We start from the raw sequence: 17,276 nt of genomic DNA on the forward strand, positions 1-17,276 counted from the left end.
GTAAAACGCCACCTTTCCGGTGGCGTTTTTTATTGTTAAATCAGTGAATTGCGCCACCTGAAATATGCAAGTCGTGATCAATTTGCAATGCAATCGAGATTGCCAATTCCAAAGCTATCACCACGGAGTGCTCTGCCATACTTGGCGCGCCTGGATGATTTACCGCTTGTTCAGGTAAATAAGGGATATGAATAAAACCGCCCTTAACTTCATCATTAGCCTGATATAACCGATGCAATAACCCGTACATAACATGGTTACAAACATAGGTTCCGGCAGTCTGGGACACCGAGGCTGGGATCCCTGCCTCGCGAATACCCTGCACCATGGCCTTGATAGGTAAACGGGTAAAGTAAGCCGCCGGGCCATTTTCTACGATTGGCTGATCTACCGGCTGATTACCCAAGTTATCCGCAATGCGGGCATCATCGATATTAATTGCAACCCGTTCGATACTAATATCAGCACGTCCACCCGCCTGACCAATGGCCAACACCAGTACCGGCTGAATTTCATCAATAGCGGCATTCAGGGCAACCAGCGCCTCTCCAAAAGCACAAGGTAACTGACGGGCGACCACTTTGACTCCGCCTAGCATAAGATCATTGAGTTTTTTAACCACTTCCCAAGAGGGATTCACCCTTTCGCCGCCAAATGGCTCAAACCCGGTAATTAATACACTTCTCATCGCCTCTCCTAGAGGAACATCAGGAAATACAGTAAAAATACGTTAACAATCAAAAGAGTAATCCCGGTTGGGATCTGGGCTTTGATCACTGCATTTTTATCCGGCAGTTCCAATAATGCCGCAGGAACAATGTTAAAATTGGCAGCCATCGGAGTCATTAGAGTACCGCAATAGCCAGAGAACATCCCGATAGCAGCCATAACCGCGGGGTTACCACCATGCTGCAACACTAAAATGGGAATACCAATACCGGCGGTGACAATAGGGAAAGCCGCAAATGCATTGCCCATTATCATCGTTAACACCGCCATGCCAATAGCATAGACTGCCACTGCGATAAAGCGATGATCAACGGCCAGATATTCCTGTGTCAGGTGGGCAATCGCCGTCCCAACACCAGCAGTGGTAAACAACAGGCCAAGAGTTGCCAGAATCTGCGGCAAGATAAATGCCCAGCCGATAGAGTCCAGCAGACGCCGAGCTTCCTGCACCGGTTGGGCGGCCGTTTCGTGGGTCATTATCACCGCAATCAGCAAGCCAAGCACACAGCCGACAGTCATTGAGAATAAGGTCACCAACGTGGCGTGGTTACCGCTACCAAATAACCACAAATCCAGCGCTGGAATGTTATTAAACAGCAGTACGCCGATAACCGTCACAACCGGAATGGTCAGTGCGGGAATAAACAGCTTGTTCCCCAAACGCTTGGCGCTCACTTCGCGCTCTTGCTCAGTGCGCTGATGATAGCTTCCCAGTTTTACCCCACCGAAACCGGCGATCAACGCCATGATGATGACTACCACACCGACAATGATATGCAGAATTCGCTTCTCATCCGGCCCCTCACCCGCCAATGTGTTTGCCAGGCGGTAAGTCCAGTCCCCGACCAGAAAAATCAGTCCGTACAACCCCCAAAACAGCCCTGTGGTGATGCGGCGCGGGTTAGCTTTATCTCGAAATGACATCCCTGCAACTATCAGTAAAACAACACCGGCCAACCAGTATAAATATTGTTGTTGGAAAATCATTGGGCATCTCCCTTGCTTGCCAGGGCAGACTGATTCAGCGCCGTTAATTCAGCAGCGAGATGTTTATCCAAACGTTGTAAGCGGAAAGCATGAATAAGAAAAGCACAAATCGCCGTCGGAATCCCCCACAGCGCGATATGCAACGGTTCGGTTTGGATACCGCCGGACTCCAGCATAAAGTTGTGCATAAAGATGATGGCGCCGAAGGCAACAAAAATATCTTCACCAAAGAATAAACCAACGTTATCTGTCGCCGCTGACATCGCGCGCAGGCGATAACGGACTTTCTCCGGCAACTCACCATAACGGATTTTGGCAGCACCTTCCGCCATCGGGGCTAACATCGGGCGCACCATCTGCGCATGCCCACCGAGACTTGTTAAGCCCAGTGCCGCCGTGGCTTCACGCACAAACAGATACACAATCAGCAGACGGCCTGAAGTGGCGCTTTTAATTTGCGAAATCCATTCCTGCGCCCGCTCTTTCAGACCATGGCGTTCAAGCAGGCCAATAACCGCCAAGGGCAGTAACAGAATCAAGGGCAAATTACGGGTGTTAAGAAAACCCTCGCCCAGGTTTTCTAAAATGGTGGCCAGTGGCATAAGTGCCGCCAATCCGGTGATTACCCCGGCACTGATCACCACCAAAACTGCGTTTATGCGCAGTAAAAATCCTATTACAATCGCCGCGATACCAATTAGCGGCCAAAGGTTTACCGTTTGTTCCAAGATGACGCTCCTGTCCTTAAATAGTGTTATCGATAGATTTTTATCTTGATGTCATTCCACCCGGGCCAGGCGGTTATGGTTTTTTATGACCCGAACATGCTGTTATTGTTTAATTATTGCGCGGTGACAGTGATGTTTTCCTGCCGAAAACTATCACGTAAACGGCGGGCAAAATTCAATGCATGGGCACCATCGCCATGCACGCACACAGTGTCTGCCTGCACGGGTACCCAACTGCCATCGCGAGCCTGAACCTGATGACGCTGCACCATGGCCAAGGTTTGTGACAAAGCCAGGTCGTCACTTTCGATGAGGGCATCAGGCTGATTTCGTGGTACTAACGTGCCATCACCTTGATAGCGACGATCGGCAAACACTTCCTGCCGGGTGACTAAACCTGCGCGTTCACCGGCGCGAGTCAATTCACTGCCCGCCAGCCCAACCAGCCGCAATGACGGGTCTACAACCTTGACCGCCAGAGCAATAGCATCCGCCAGTTGCGGGTCAAGTGCCGCCTGGTTATACAACATGCCGTGAGGTTTCACATGTTGCATAACGCCTCCCTCTGCTTTCACAATGGCCGCCAGCGCCCCCAGTTGGTAAACCACTTGGGCATAAACCGTCTCGGGCGGTAGTTGCATAGCTGTTCGACCAAAATTCTCGCGATCTGGGAAGCTCGGGTGTGCGCCGATAGCAACCCCAAACTCAATAGCCCAGCGCACCGACTGGCGCATGGTTTGCGCATCACCGGCATGAAAACCACAGGCAATATTGGCTGAACTGACTAATTGCAACAGTGCCTTATCATTGGCACAGCCTTCACCTAAGTCTGCATTTAAATCAACCTTCATTTGGCCTCCGTGGCATCAAACCCTTTCTGTAAACCCCATTCAATCTGTTGCAGGAAATGTTGTTGCTCTGACTTGGCACGGAGCGCTTCTTCGACGGTGCAAGGGATAAAATGCACCGGTTCGCCGAGTCGAATTTGGGCTAAATGGTAGAGATCTGCTTCGATAACACAGGCAATACGCGGGTAACCGCCGGTAGTCTGCGCATCGGCCATCAGCGCGATGGGTTGGCCGTTATGCGGCACTTGCACCACACCAGGTAACAAACCATGGGATAACATCTCGCGTGAAGTGGTGCGAGTTAGCTCACGCCCAGTCAGCCGATACCCCATCCGGTTACTTTGTGGGCTAAGTTGCCAGGCTTCACGCCAGAAAGCGCCCTGTGAAACATCATCAAACTCATGATATTCCGGCCCCTGAACAGCCCGCACACGGTTACCAAATAACAACTGTTTGATGCCAACAGATTCACGCGGCAAACGTGTCGGTTGGCCCAGTGGTAGGCTGTCACCTTCTTTAATCAGCCGCCCCTGATAGCCACCAAAGCCCGCTTTTAAATCTGTGCTACGCGAACCCAGCATTTCCGGCACGTCAATACCGCCAGAAATCGCCAGATAACTGCGCATCCCACGGTGCGGCACATTGAGTTTTAACTGTTGGCCCGGCTTGACCGGATAGCGCCATCCAGTCCAGAGCAGTTGGTTACCCAGCATCGCCTCACAACCTGCGCCAGTCACGGCAATCCAGCCCGGTTGGGTAAATTCAGCGGTAAATTGGCCTAGTGTAATTTCCAGCCCTGCGGCATCGGCATCATTCCCCACCAGCATGTTTGCCATGCGCATCGCCGGTAAGTCGAGCGCCCCGCCCTGACTGATGCCTAACCGGCGAAAACCGCCGCGGCCGCTATCTTGTACAGTGGTATAAATACCTGAACGAATAATATTCAGCATACGCCCTCCTTTAAGGGCAGGAAGCGCACATTGTCGCCAGGCCGCAGTAAGGTCGGCGGCATTTCTAGCGGATTAAATAATGCCAGTGATGTACGGCCAATCAGCTGCCAACCGCCCGGGGTTGCCAACGGATAAATGCCGGTTTGGCTGCCACCAATGCCGACAGAACCGGGTGGAACCACCAAGCGTGGCTCAGCGCGCCGTGGTGTTGCCAGTTGTTCAGGCATCCCACCTAGATATGAAAAACCGGGCTGGAAACCGAGAAAATAGACGATATAACTCGCCTGAGCATGGCACTCAACCACCTCGCGTTCAGTCATTCCCGTATAACGCGCCACTTCAGCCAAATCTGGCCCAGCGTCACCGCCATAAATCACCGGAATAGTGATATCACGCGATTCAGGAATGAGTGACTCACTCTCTTCCCACCAGTGTTGCAGCCGTTCAATGGCATCCAACGCAGTATTGTGTGGATCTGTCAGTAATAAAGTCAGGTTATTCATTCCGGGGATCGCTTCAAGGACATCGGGATGATGAATTAGACGATCAGCTAAACCCCAAATCCGTTGCTGACTTGCTAATGTTACCGGCGGTTCTAGCTCCAAAACTACCGCACTTTCTCCCAATAAATAGCATCTCGCTCGTTGCACTCCTGTCCCCTATTGCTTTTGTTTTTATATAAATACTCGCTATAAGCTTATATTTATGCGTTAGCGCCTAGCCGCTGTCAATAGAACTGAATTAACCAATAGCCGTGAGTAATCATTAAGCTCGGTGAAAAGACGAATATTAATCACTATAAATGCTTATTTTTATGGTTTTTTAACAAAAATAGCGGGAACAACACGATTTTTTCTTATTTAGAATCAGGATTAAGCGAGGAAAAATTCTTAAAATTGATGTTTTATCATTCCACCGTAGTCAGATGAGCATTTTTAATAGCTATGCAGGGGATAAAACCTTGTTTTAAGTATGGTTTAATGCATGTTTGTGAAGAGAATAACGACAGCAGATTATGCACCGAAACTCATCATCGGTGCATAATGTCACATTGGGTTAAGCTGGGTTAGGAATATCAATAAAGATAACATCAAGTTGATGATGGGTAGCGAGCCATTCACCCAGCGCTTTAATGCCATAGCGCTCCGTCGCATGATGCCCGGCCGCATAAAAATTCACACCCATCTCACGGGCGATATGAATTGTCTGCTCAGAAACCTCGCCAGTTATGAATGCATCAACACCAAACTCAGCCGCTTGCTGAATATATCCTTGCCCCCCACCAGTACACCACGCTATACGGCGCACATCAGTTGGCGCACAATCACCGCAATGCAAAACAGGGCGCTCTAATAACGTTTCCAGCCGTTCACGCAAAATAACTGCATTTAACGGCACATCAAACTCACCGTAGGGCAATAGGGATTCAATCTCTCCCAATACCCGAATACCCAGTAATTTAGCCAGTTGCGCGTTATTGCCTAATTCAGGATGCGCATCCAACGGCAAATGGTATCCATACAGATTAATATCATTAGTGAGCAACGTTTTCAGACGGTTACGCTTCATTCCCCGCACGGCGACAGGTTCGTTTTTCCAAAAATAACCGTGATGTACCAAAATGGCATCAGCCTGTTGTCCTACGGCGGCATCCAGCAGCGCCTGGCTGGCCGTGACACCGGTGACAATGCGCCGGACTTCCTCGCGCCCCTCGACCTGCAAACCATTGGGTGCATAGTCTTGAAAAGCCGAGGTATTCAGCTGATTATTGAGTAGAGTTTCGAGTTCGGTATTGCGCATTATATTCATCTCACTAATAGATGTTCTTCGACTAATTTTATTAAGATATATACCCAAAGTAATTGGAGTTGCAGGTAGGCCGCCCACCTGCGGCTTGAAGTACCAAGAGGATATTAGAATTTCTGGCTATCGCCTTGCTCCATAAGGATAAAATTAACTCCCATATCATTACCTTGAGCTAACTCGGTCGCAATCACTTTTCGCACATCCTGACCCTGCCGGAATGACGGTTTAATATGGCTGATGACCACCGGCAAATCTTTTAGCGGCTGGCCTTCACCGCTGTATTTCTCAAGATTCTTCAATTCTTTCAACAACCACTTGGGCGTCATGTGTCCATACAACTTGCCATCATCCACTTCGTTCGGATACGAAACTTCAATAATGATCCCTTTCAACTGCTGCTGTTTGACCTTTTCTGCCAATTTACGCCACACCGTATCCAGATTTTTCGATTTTTCGATTTCATCCGGGCCAGTATCACCAAAATAGGCAAAAGCCGCATTGTTACTGCTAATAAGCAGCATTGAAGAAGGCGATTTATCATGGCTTAAGGGGTACATCTCGCCGGTTAAACGGGTCAGCCCCAAACTTAATGATTGGGCCGGGCGCACCAGTTGCATCCGGTAAGTTCCCAAACGCGTGCCACTACCACTGTCCGTAAAATTGGGCCAGACACGCCAGTTAAAATAGTAGTTTCTCAGCACATCGATAGTATCGGCTGATGCATAAATAGTTTTTTTGCTGTCTTCCGGCGAACCAATAATCAGGCCCGAGACATGGTCAAGATGGGCGTGACTAATAAAATAGCTGTTAATCCGCTGACGAAAAATATATCCCTGCCGTGTCAGCGGCGCGGCGACTTCATCCGTAATATCAGAAAAACCGCCTTTCTCCAATGCTTTAGCTATCCCCGGAAGCACTGAGCCGGCATCAAGCGCCAAATATACCGGCTGGCTATCATCACGAATCAGGTAAGAAGTCAGGTTACCATCACTGACACCGCCGTCTACCCCAAGCGCCACCACTTCAAAACCCGCCGCAGCCGACGCACTATAGAGGCTAAAAGAACAGACTAAGCCGGCCGTAAACAACCCGCGACGATATTTTTTGCTGTTGATACTGCTGTTGGATAATGCCGGTTGAGTCGAAATATATGTCAAAAACATGAAGGCTCCTGGTGATTAGGGATCCTTGCTGCCATCCCGCTTAGCGGCTTCAAATGCCGCGAGTGTAGCCAATCTGGCCTGCTTATGGTCCACCAGCGGTGGTGGGTAATCCAATTGTTGCTGTTGCCGTTCGGCCCAACGCCATGGCTGATGAATGTCACTATCCGGTACCGCCGCCAATTCTGGTAACCACCTGCGAATAAAAACGCCGTCATTATCAAAACGCTCTCCCTGCGTGGTGGGATTAAAAATACGAAAATAAGGCGCGGCATCCGTTCCGGTTGATGCGGCCCATTGCCAACCACCATTATTAGCGGCTAAATCACCGTCTAATAATTGCGACATAAAATAACGCTCGCCTTTTCGCCAGTCGATCAGCAAGTCTTTGACCAAAAAGCTGGCGCTGATCATCCGCAAACGGTTATGCATCCAGCCTGTTTCATTTAGCTGGCGCATTGCGGCGTCGACAATAGGATAACCTGTTAGCCCATGCTGCCAGGCGATTAATTGCTGTTCTGAGTGATTCCATATTACTGCATCAGTCCAGCCAATAAAGGGATGATGCTGGCATAACCGAGGATAAGCTACCAGTAAATGGCGATAAAATTCGCGCCAGATCAATTCATTAAGCCAAATAAAGGCCCCGCCCTCGACCTTTTCCAACACATCTGGACATTCAGCTCGTAGGCGATTAACACATTGACGGGGTGAAAGAATCCCCAGCGCCAAATAAGGTGACAGGCAACTGGTGCCCGCGATAGCAGGAAAATCGCGCTGTTGTTGATAGTCTTGAACATCCTCGCGGCAGAAACTGCGCAAGCGCTGTAGCGCCGCCTCTTCACCCGCCGGGAATAACAGATTGTCGACCGGCTGTTGCGGATAATCGAACGGCGCCAAAGGTTGCAATGGGGTAATGGCCGAGGTTGTACGGGGTTTCGGCGCAGGTACACTACCGCAATCACTCATCATTAAGCGCTGAATAAATGCACGGCGAAATGGTGTAAAAACTTTATACATTTCATGATTACCGGTCAGGACACTGCCCGGCGGCAATAACACGCTGTCATGAAAGCCGTGACAGGCGATAGCGCGCTGACTCAATTGTGCCATCAATGCTTCATCGCGGACACGTTCATTCAATTCATACTGTTGGTTATAAAACAGTGCATCCACTTGTTGCTGCTGACAAAAATCATCCAGCCAGATAATTGAATCCTGAAAATCATCACACTGATGATAGTGCAACGGAATTTCTCGCGCAGTGAGTGCATCCCGCATTAGCTGTAGATTTTGCAGTAAAAATGCCGCCTGCCGTGGTGCCATATCATGCGCAGCCCATTGCGCTGGTGTAGCAATAAACACGGCAATCACTGTCGCTTGCGGGTCCTGACATGCTGCATGCAGCGCCAGGTTATCGGTTAGGCGTAAATCATTGCGGAACCAAACAAGATGCGTTGCCATGCCCTATCCTTGCTCTGAATAAAAAGTAAAATATTGCTGCCCCGCCAAATAATCATTTGGAAATTCATGCAAATACGCTGTTATCTGGCCGATAGGGACACTGAGCGGCAACTCGCCTAAGCGGTATTCGTCAATCAGTTGCGCTAATGCCTGACGCTGGGTCGAGGTGAGATAAGGCCGAAAATAGCCCTGCACATGCATTAACACATTGGTATGGTTAGCCGCCGTGGGTGAGTGCGAGAGTAAATGCAGTAACCGCTGGCGATACTCGGCGGTAAACTCAATGAGTGATGGCCATTTATCCATTTCCGCAATAAAAGGCCCTATTTCTCGGTATTCTGGCTGCGAATGCGCTAACAGCACCAATTTATATCGGCTATGAAACTCCATCAATTTGCCACGAGTTATCCCCGCGGCACTGAGTGCTTCAAGTTCATCACGTGCGCGGCAATATTCAAGACTTGGCATCACCTGATTGCTTTGCGGCATTTCATTCTCCATCAGCCCATAAAAAAGGCCCATGAGCATTAACTCATGGGCCTTTCACTTTACTGCAATTTACTGTTGTAAACCTGATAGTTTAGCAATCAATAAAAATCTTGCGGTGCCATTTCAGACTGTGCCAACCAGACCGGTTTATCACTGGTTTTTACCCAGACACGGTGCAGATAGCTGTAAAAGCGGGCGCGGTCCCTGCGAAAAAGCATGACAGGTAGCGCCAAGAAGCCCACCAAAATCACGGTAATACGACGCAAAATAACCTGATGTAATGGATATGCATTATACATGGTCATAATAATCCTCCTTTAAAACGCCTTCATGCAACCGCTAGCCCTAATTAACTGTGACCCGATTACCGCGTGGCGTTGAAAATAAACAAAATTGGAAACTGGACAAAATTTTACCGCATTGGTTGAAACTTTACCACTCATCCGACCACTAGATCGCATTAAAAGTAGAAAAAAAACACCAATTCCGTAATTTTGTTACGGAAAAGTTAAGTCAACTTTATAATGTGTTGCACTGGAGTTGCTGGGTATTTGTGAATTAGAAAACTGAATGTATTCGCCAAGGAAATACCCGTCTAACTAAATCAATTTAATACTACCAGCTTAGACTGGCTAATTTACACGCATTTTTTGATTATATTTTGAGCGTTTTTATACTTTTTTTACACCTCCCCCCGTTTTTTTATCAAGAACTTTTCTTACAACTTCCTAAGCTGTTGTTAACAAAAACCTGATTATCAAACTTGGTTAGCAAAAGCTGGGTTATCAAAAATAAGACCTGTGGAGGTATATCGTGAGTGTCAGCATCATTTGTGGTGCGCTACTAGTTCTGCTGCTTCTGGGCTATCTGGTTTATGCCTTATTTAATGCGGAGGACTTTTAAATGGCGGCATCAGGATTCCTGCTTATCGCCAGCTTCATGCTGGTGTTATTGGTGTTGTCCCGTCCTTTGGGGAGCTTTTTGGCGCGTCTTATTGAAGGCGAACCCTTCTTGCCATTGCAAAAAATCGAGGCCGGTTTATGGCGTTGCAGCGGTGTAAAAAATGAAGAAATGAACGGCTGGCAATATGCGCTGGCCATTCTCCTGTTTAATTTGCTGGGCATTGTGCTGCTATTCGCGTTGTTAATGATGCAAGGTTCATTGCCCCTGAATCCGGAAAACATGCCGGGAATGTCATGGCATCTGGCGCTGAATACAGCGGTTAGTTTTGTCACTAACACTAACTGGCAAGCTTATAGCGGGGAAAATACCCTTAGTTATCTCAGTCAAATGGCCGGCCTGACAGTACAAAATTTCCTCTCTGCTGCCACTGGCATTGCGGTCGCTTTTGCACTGATCCGTGCATTTGCCCGTCACTCAGCGACTACATTGGGTAATGCCTGGGTCGATTTGGTGCGCATTACGTTATATGTCTTATTGCCGATGGCACTGATCATCGCACTGATTTTCGTCAGTCAGGGCGTATTGCAAAATCTGGACAGCTACCTGCATATCACCACATTGGAAGGTGTGAAACAGACCTTACCAATGGGGCCTGTGGCATCACAAGAAGCCATAAAACTACTGGGAACCAATGGTGGCGGATTCTTTGGTGCTAACTCAGCGCATCCTTTTGAAAACCCGACAGCATTTAGCAACTTTGTGCAGATGCTCGCTATCTTCCTGATCCCCTGCGCATTGTGTTTTTCATTTGGCCAAGTGGTCGGAGATAACCGCCAGGGCCATGCGCTTATCTGGGCTATGTCGCTGATTTTTATTGTGGCGGTGGTCGTCGTGATGTACGCCGAATTGGCCGGTAATCCGCATTTAATGCCGTTGGGTGCCGACAGCAATATCAATATGGAGGGCAAGGAATCCCGCTTCGGTATTCTGGCGACCAGCATGTATGCCGTAGTCACCACGGCTGCATCTTGCGGGGCGGTTAATGCTATGCATGACTCCTTTACTGCTCTGGGCGGCATGGTTCCCATGTGGTTAATGCAGATTGGTGAAGTGGTGTTTGGCGGCGTCGGCTCAGGTTTGTACGGCATGTTGTTGTTCGTGCTGCTAACTGTCTTTATTGCCGGGTTGATGATTGGCCGCACTCCTGAATATCTCGGCAAGAAAATTGACGTATTTGATATGAAAATGACCGCGCTGGCCATTCTGGTCACGCCAGCTATCGTGCTGTTGGGTACCGCACTGGCACTTTGCACCGATGCCGGACGCGCAGGAATACTCAATCCCGGTGCGCATGGATTTAGCGAAGTGCTTTACGCACTCTCATCTGCGGCCAATAACAACGGCAGCGCCTTTGCTGGCCTGAGTGTCAATACACCGTTTTACAACCTGTTACTGGCAGCGGCGATGTTCTTGGGCCGATTCGGGGTGATTTTGCCGGTGTTGGCAATTGCCAGTTCCTTGGTAGCGAAAAAGCGGCAACCGGCTGGCAACGGCACCCTTCCCACATCAGGCCCTCTGTTCATCGGCTTGCTGGTGGGCACCATATTATTGGTGGGCGCATTGACCTTTATCCCAGCGCTGGCCTTAGGGCCGGTCGCCGAACATCTGCAAGTTTGGTTAACCCATTAACGAGAGAATGACTATGACTCGCAAACAACGCGCAATTTTTGAGCCCGCACTGGTTCGCACTGCGCTTCTTGACGCCATAAAGAAACTGGACCCGCGTGTTCAGTGGCGTAATCCGGTGATGTTCGTGGTGTTTCTGGGCAGTGGGCTGACCACCCTGATTTGGCTGGCCATATTAAGCGGCCAAACGGCTGGCAGTGCCATGTTTACCGGCAATGTCGCACTGTGGCTGTGGTTTACGGTGCTGTTTGCCAACTTTGCCGAAGCATTGGCCGAGGGGCGCAGTAAAGCACAGGCCGAAAGTCTGCGCGGCGTGAAAAAAACCAGTTGGGCAAAAAAACTATCAGAAGCCCGCTTTGATGCGCCACAAGCTAAAGTCTCTGCCGACAGTCTGCGCAAAGGTGACTTGGTGCTCATTGAAGCTGGCGACATCGTGCCGTGTGATGGTGAAGTGCTGGAGGGCGGCGCGTCAGTGGATGAAAGTGCCATTACCGGTGAGTCTGCGCCGGTAATCCGTGAATCCGGTGGTGACTTCTCCTCTGTAACAGGCGGAACCCGGGTTCTGTCTGACTGGCTGGTGGTCGAGTGCAGTGTTAACCCCGGCGAAACTTTTCTCGACCGCATGATAGCGATGGTTGAAGGCGCGAAACGCCGCAAAACCCCAAATGAAGTCGCATTAACCATTTTACTGGTGGCGCTGACCATCGTCTTTTTACTGGCAACCGCGACTTTGTATCCTTTTTCGGTTTTCAGTGTTGAAGCTAATCAGGCCGGCTCTCCCGTCACCATCACCGTATTGGTCGCGTTGCTGGTTTGCTTGATCCCCACCACCATCGGCGGGTTGCTGTCTGCCATTGGGGTTGCCGGGATGAGCCGCATGTTAGGGGCCAATGTGATAGCCACCAGCGGGCGCGCCGTCGAAGCCGCCGGTGACGTCGATGTGCTGCTGCTGGACAAAACCGGCACCATCACGCTGGGTAACCGCCAGGCATCAGAATTCTTGCCTGCGCCGGGTGTTACTGAACAACAACTGGCGGATGCCGCACAGCTCTCATCACTGGCCGACGAAACACCGGAAGGCCGCAGTATTGTGGTGCTGGCGAAACAGCGCTTTAACTTGCGCGAACGCGACTTACACAGCTTGAATGCCACCTTTGTGCCCTTCTCAGCACAAACCCGCATGAGCGGCGTGAATATACAAGACCGAATGATTCGCAAAGGTGCGGTCGATGCAATTCGCCGTCATGTGGAATCCAATCAGGGGCATTTCCCCCGAGCGGTAGAAGATGCGGTGGAAAGTGTGGCCCGCACCGGCGGGACGCCATTAGTTGTTGCCGATGGCCCGCGTGTATTGGGTGTCGTCGCCCTGAAAGATATTGTTAAAGGCGGTATTAAAGAACGTTTTGCTGAACTGCGCAAAATGGGCATTAAGACCGTGATGATCACCGGTGACAACCGCCTAACAGCGGCCGCTATTGCCGCTGAAGCTGGGGTTGATGATTTTCTGGCCGAGGCCACACCAGAAGCCAAACTGGCCTTGATTCGTCAATATCAGGCCGAAGGTCGGCTGGTGGCAATGACAGGCGACGGCACCAACGACGCGCCAGCACTGGCACAGGCTGATGTCGCCGTGGCAATGAACTCAGGGACACAAGCCGCCAAAGAGGCGGGAAATATGGTCGATTTGGACTCTAACCCGACCAAATTGATTGAAGTGGTGCATATCGGCAAGCAAATGTTGATGACCCGTGGCTCATTGACCACCTTTAGTATCGCCAACGACGTCGCCAAATATTTTGCCATTATTCCGGCAGCGTTTGCCGCGACTTACCCGCAGCTCAACGCCCTGAATGTGATGCAGTTACACTCACCGGCCTCGGCAATATTGTCCGCAGTTATCTTTAATGCGCTGGTGATTGTGTTTCTGATTCCATTGGCTCTAAAAGGCGTCAGTTACAAAGCGATGAGTGCCGCCGCGCTGCTGCGCCGCAATCTGTGGATTTACGGTTTAGGCGGTTTACTGGTGCCTTTTGTGGGTATCAAGCTCATCGACCTGGTGCTAACCGCGTTGATAATGAGTTAACCGACTGATAAAAAACATTAACAATGGCCACTACCACCTTTGGTCGTGGCCAGTGACAAGCCCCAAATTGAGGTAATAAAAGATGTCATCGACTACGAATATGTCATCAACAACACGCATGCCCTACCTGCGCCCAGCATTGGTTTTACTGATATTACTGACACTTATCACCGGGATAGCTTATCCTTTGCTGACAACCGGGTTGGCAAAACTGATGTTTTCAACACAAGCGAATGGCTCACTGGTGATGTTGGGTGACGAAGTGGTCGGCTCCAGCTTGATCGGCCAAAATTTTACTCAACCGGGTTATTTTGCCAGTCGCCCATCAGCAACCTCCGATATGCCTTATAATTCAATGGCCTCTGGTGGTAGCAATTTGGCTATTAGTAACCCGAATCTGGATAAAACGATTAGCGAACGCATTAAATTACTGCGTCAGGCAAACCCGACGCAAACTGGGCCGGTGCCGGTTGACCTGGTAACTGCTTCCGCCAGTGGCCTTGATCCGCAAATTTCACTGGAAGCGGCCTATTATCAAGCGCCCCGCATTGCTAGCATCCGCCAGATGCCGCTGTCTGAGGTGAAACAGTTAATTGATAACAATATACAAAAAGCGACGCCTAATTTCTTTGGTGAATCCGTGGTCAACGTGCTTAACCTGAATATGGCGCTGGATGCCCAAAGTCACGTGAAAGCTCCGGCTAACCCGGCAAAATCTTAAGGACATAACATGGTGGATGCAGAACCAACCCGCCCAACCCCCGACAGCCTGCTTGCGGTCGCGAATGAAAAATCCCGTGGTCGGCTAAAAGTCTTTTTTGGGGCTTGCGCTGGGGTGGGTAAAACCTACGCCATGCTACAAGAAGCCCAGCGCCTACGGGCGCAAGGGCTGGATGTATTAGTTGGGGTGGTAGAAACTCACGGTCGCAGTGAAACCGCTGCATTGCTGGAAGGGCTGGCAATTTTGCCACAAAAGCGGATTCATCACCGTAATCGTCAGGTACGCGAGTTTGATTTGGATGCCGCCCTCGCCCGCCATCCAGCACTGATCCTTATGGATGAACTGGCCCACAGTAATGCTCATGGCTCGCGCCATCCAAAACGCTGGCAAGATGTTGAAGAGCTGCTGGATGCCGGCATTGATGTACTGACCACGATAAATGTGCAACATTTGGAAAGTTTGAATGATGTGGTCGGCGGCGTAACCGGCATTCGGGTGCGGGAAACGGTACCCGACCATATGTTTGATGCGGCCACGGAAGTGGTCTTGGTCGATCTTCCCCCTGATGACCTACGCCAACGCCTCAATGAGGGGAAAGTGTATATTCCTGGGCAAGCAGAACGCGCTATTGAGCACTTTTTCCGCAAAGGGAATTTGATTGCACTGCGCGAATTGGCCCTGCGCCGCACCGCGGATCGGGTTGACGACCAGATGCGCGCCTTTCGCGACACTCAAGGACGCGAGCGCGTCTGGCACACTCGGGATGCCATATTATTGTGTATCGGCCACAACAGCGGCAATGAAAAACTGGTGCGAACAGCAGCCCGACTGGCGGCGCGGCTGGGATGCATCTGGCATGCGGTTTATGTTGAAACTCCACGGCTACACCGCTTGCCAGAAGCCAAACGTCGCGCAATATTGCGCACCCTCAAACTGGCACAAGAGCTAGGGGCTGAAACCGCGACCCTATCGGAGCCCAGTGAAGAACAGGCGATATTACGCTACGCGCGCGAACATAATTTGGGCAAAATTATTATTGGTCGCCGCGCAGAGAAACACTGGAAATTACGTGGCAGTTTTGCCGATCGCCTGGGGAAACTTGGGCCAGATTTAGACTTGGTAATTATTGCGCTGGAGGGCGATAACCCGGCCAATGCAGTCAAAGAGACAGACTCGCGCACTTTCACTGAAAAATGGCGCATGCAATTACGTGGCTGTGCTGTGGCCATCGGCTTGTGTGCGCTGATCACCATATTATCACAGTGGCTAATACCAGGATTCGACCAAGCTAACCTGGTGATGGTTTATCTGCTCGGCGTCGTGATTATTGCGCTGTTTTATGGCCGCTGGCCTTCAGTCTTGGCCGCATTTATCAATGTTGCCAGTTTTGATCTGTTTTTTGTCCAACCGCACTGGTCACTGGCGGTCACTGACATGCAATATCTGCTGACATTTGGTGTCATGCTGATTGTCGGTATCGTGGTGGGTAACTTAACTGCCGGTGTGCGTTATCAAGCCAGAATTGCCCGCTATCGAGAGCAGCGAGCCAGGCATCTGTATGAAATGTCACGCGGATTAAGCCGCGCCCTCACTCCGGCGGATATTGCCAAAACCAGCCGTCATTTCCTTTCCAGTAGTTTTCAAGCTAAAACTGACTTGCTGTTGCCGCAAGAAGATGGGCATTTGCAACAAATCACCACCGACGAAGGCGGCGCGCTTTCTGTTGACGAGGCCATTGCCCGCTGGAGCTTTGACAAAGGAGCCCCTGCTGGAGCCGGTACAGACACCTTGCCGGGAGTGCCTTATCAATTACTGCCGATCACTGCATCACAGCAAACTTACGGGGTGCTGGTGATTGAACCGGCTAACCTGCGACAGTTAATGGTGCCCGAGCAGCAGCGCTTGCTGCAAACCTTTACCAGTTTGATTGCCAATGCCTTGGAAAGGTTACATTTGGCCCGCAGCGCCGAATTGGCAAAACTGGATGCGGAACGCGAGCAGCTACGCAACTCCTTGCTGGCCGCGCTCTCCCATGATTTACGTACCCCGCTGACAGTGTTATTTGGTCAGGCTGAAATCTTGACACTGGATCTGGCCGCCGAAGGTTCACGCCATGCGCCACAAGCGAACCAAATTCGCCAGCAAGTATTAAGCACAACCCGGCTGGTGAACAATTTGCTGGACATGGCCCGCATCCAATCTGGCGGTTTTAATCTGCGCAAAGAATGGCAGTCGTTGGAAGAAATTGTCGGCAGCGCCTTACATATGCTGGAAACGACGCTAAATCACCACCACATTCGTGTCGAGCTACCCGATGAAATGGTGCTGATAAATTGTGATGGCAGCTTGCTGGAGCGCGTGTTTATTAATCTCTTGGAAAATGCCCATAAATACGCCGGTTATGATGCAATACTGGGGATTCGCGCCACAGTGCAAGGTGAATGGCTGAATGTCGAAGTTTGGGATAACGGCCCGGGGGTCACCGCGGGGCAAGAGCAACTGATTTTTGATAAATTTTCTCGTGGTAACAAAGAGTCAGCAATTCCTGGGGTGGGCTTGGGTTTAGCCATTTGCCGTGCCATTATTGATGTACACGGCGGGCGTATCTGGGTGGAAAAAGGTCAAGACGGCGGAGCGAGTTTCCATTTTACCTTGCCATTGGAGAAAGCCCCGGAAATTGATGGTGAAAATATTGATACTGAAAAATAATATCAAAGAGAAT

General features: G+C 50.3%; 16 protein-coding genes. 5 read left to right on the top strand and 11 right to left on the bottom strand.

What is annotated here, in order from left to right:
* Window positions 1–40 precede the first annotated feature (40 nt).
* The 11 genes from pcp to F0T03_RS15180 form a co-directional block, all read right to left on the bottom strand.
* On the bottom strand, window positions 41–688 hold the full coding sequence (gene pcp / locus F0T03_RS15130; protein WP_145554410.1) for a pyroglutamyl-peptidase I: 648 nt from the start codon (window positions 686–688) through the stop codon (window positions 41–43).
* Window positions 689–696: 8 nt separating this feature from the next.
* Entirely contained in the window at window positions 697–1,716 is a 1,020-nt protein-coding gene (locus F0T03_RS15135) for a DUF979 domain-containing protein (protein ID WP_159679265.1), read from the bottom strand.
* Window positions 1,713–2,444, bottom strand: coding sequence for a DUF969 domain-containing protein (locus F0T03_RS15140; RefSeq protein WP_159679267.1), 732 nt, complete (start codon window positions 2,442–2,444; stop codon window positions 1,713–1,715). Before F0T03_RS15140 ends, F0T03_RS15135 begins: the two co-directional genes overlap by 4 nt.
* Before the next feature lie 113 nt (window positions 2,445–2,557).
* The gene (gene pxpA / locus F0T03_RS15145; protein ID WP_159679269.1) at window positions 2,558–3,295 is read right to left on the bottom strand and encodes a 5-oxoprolinase subunit PxpA; all 738 of its coding nucleotides are present in this window, start codon (window positions 3,293–3,295) and stop codon (window positions 2,558–2,560) included.
* Window positions 3,292–4,242 carry a 5-oxoprolinase subunit PxpC gene (gene pxpC / locus F0T03_RS15150; protein WP_145554406.1) on the bottom strand — a complete coding sequence of 317 codons (951 nt, stop codon included), beginning with the start codon at window positions 4,240–4,242 and terminating at the stop codon, window positions 3,292–3,294. Before pxpC ends, pxpA begins: the two co-directional genes overlap by 4 nt.
* The gene (pxpB, locus tag F0T03_RS15155; RefSeq protein ID WP_145554405.1) at window positions 4,236–4,892 is read right to left on the bottom strand and encodes a 5-oxoprolinase subunit PxpB; all 657 of its coding nucleotides are present in this window, start codon (window positions 4,890–4,892) and stop codon (window positions 4,236–4,238) included. Before pxpB ends, pxpC begins: the two co-directional genes overlap by 7 nt.
* A gap of 406 nt (window positions 4,893–5,298) precedes the next feature.
* Window positions 5,299–6,042, bottom strand: coding sequence for a type 2 GTP cyclohydrolase I (locus F0T03_RS15160; RefSeq protein WP_159679271.1), 744 nt, complete (start codon window positions 6,040–6,042; stop codon window positions 5,299–5,301).
* 113 nt (window positions 6,043–6,155) lie between these two features.
* Window positions 6,156–7,211: an MBL fold metallo-hydrolase gene (locus tag F0T03_RS15165; RefSeq protein WP_162526962.1), complete on the bottom strand. Its 1,056-nt coding sequence runs from the start codon at window positions 7,209–7,211 to the stop codon at window positions 6,156–6,158.
* A 15-nt stretch (window positions 7,212–7,226) separates the two neighbouring features.
* The gene (phrB, locus tag F0T03_RS15170; RefSeq protein ID WP_159679273.1) at window positions 7,227–8,672 is read right to left on the bottom strand and encodes a deoxyribodipyrimidine photo-lyase; all 1,446 of its coding nucleotides are present in this window, start codon (window positions 8,670–8,672) and stop codon (window positions 7,227–7,229) included.
* A 3-nt stretch (window positions 8,673–8,675) separates the two neighbouring features.
* Window positions 8,676–9,161, bottom strand: coding sequence for a YbgA family protein (locus F0T03_RS15175; protein WP_159679275.1), 486 nt, complete (start codon window positions 9,159–9,161; stop codon window positions 8,676–8,678).
* A 98-nt stretch (window positions 9,162–9,259) separates the two neighbouring features.
* Entirely contained in the window at window positions 9,260–9,466 is a 207-nt protein-coding gene (locus F0T03_RS15180) for a YbfA family protein (RefSeq protein ID WP_159679277.1), read from the bottom strand.
* 508 nt (window positions 9,467–9,974) lie between these two features.
* Between F0T03_RS15180 and F0T03_RS21925 the strand changes: the two genes are divergently transcribed.
* From F0T03_RS21925 to kdpD, 5 genes are all read left to right on the top strand, one after another.
* Window positions 9,975–10,064, top strand: a complete 90-nt coding sequence (locus F0T03_RS21925) for a K(+)-transporting ATPase subunit F (RefSeq protein ID WP_032819844.1) — start codon at window positions 9,975–9,977, stop codon at window positions 10,062–10,064.
* Window positions 10,065–11,753 carry a potassium-transporting ATPase subunit KdpA gene (kdpA, locus tag F0T03_RS15190; protein WP_145554400.1) on the top strand — a complete coding sequence of 563 codons (1,689 nt, stop codon included), beginning with the start codon at window positions 10,065–10,067 and terminating at the stop codon, window positions 11,751–11,753.
* A gap of 13 nt (window positions 11,754–11,766) precedes the next feature.
* A complete protein-coding gene (gene kdpB, locus F0T03_RS15195; protein ID WP_145554399.1) occupies window positions 11,767–13,833 on the top strand; it encodes a potassium-transporting ATPase subunit KdpB in 2,067 nt (688 codons plus the stop codon).
* A gap of 82 nt (window positions 13,834–13,915) precedes the next feature.
* Window positions 13,916–14,554: a potassium-transporting ATPase subunit KdpC gene (gene kdpC, locus F0T03_RS15200; RefSeq protein ID WP_162526963.1), complete on the top strand. Its 639-nt coding sequence runs from the start codon at window positions 13,916–13,918 to the stop codon at window positions 14,552–14,554.
* Window positions 14,555–14,563: 9 nt separating this feature from the next.
* Window positions 14,564–17,263 carry a two-component system sensor histidine kinase KdpD gene (gene kdpD / locus F0T03_RS15205; protein ID WP_159679279.1) on the top strand — a complete coding sequence of 900 codons (2,700 nt, stop codon included), beginning with the start codon at window positions 14,564–14,566 and terminating at the stop codon, window positions 17,261–17,263.
* Window positions 17,264–17,276 lie beyond the last annotated feature (13 nt).

The sequence above is a fragment of the Yersinia canariae genome (assembly GCF_009831415.1).
Classification (GTDB): domain Bacteria; phylum Pseudomonadota; class Gammaproteobacteria; order Enterobacterales; family Enterobacteriaceae; genus Yersinia; species Yersinia canariae.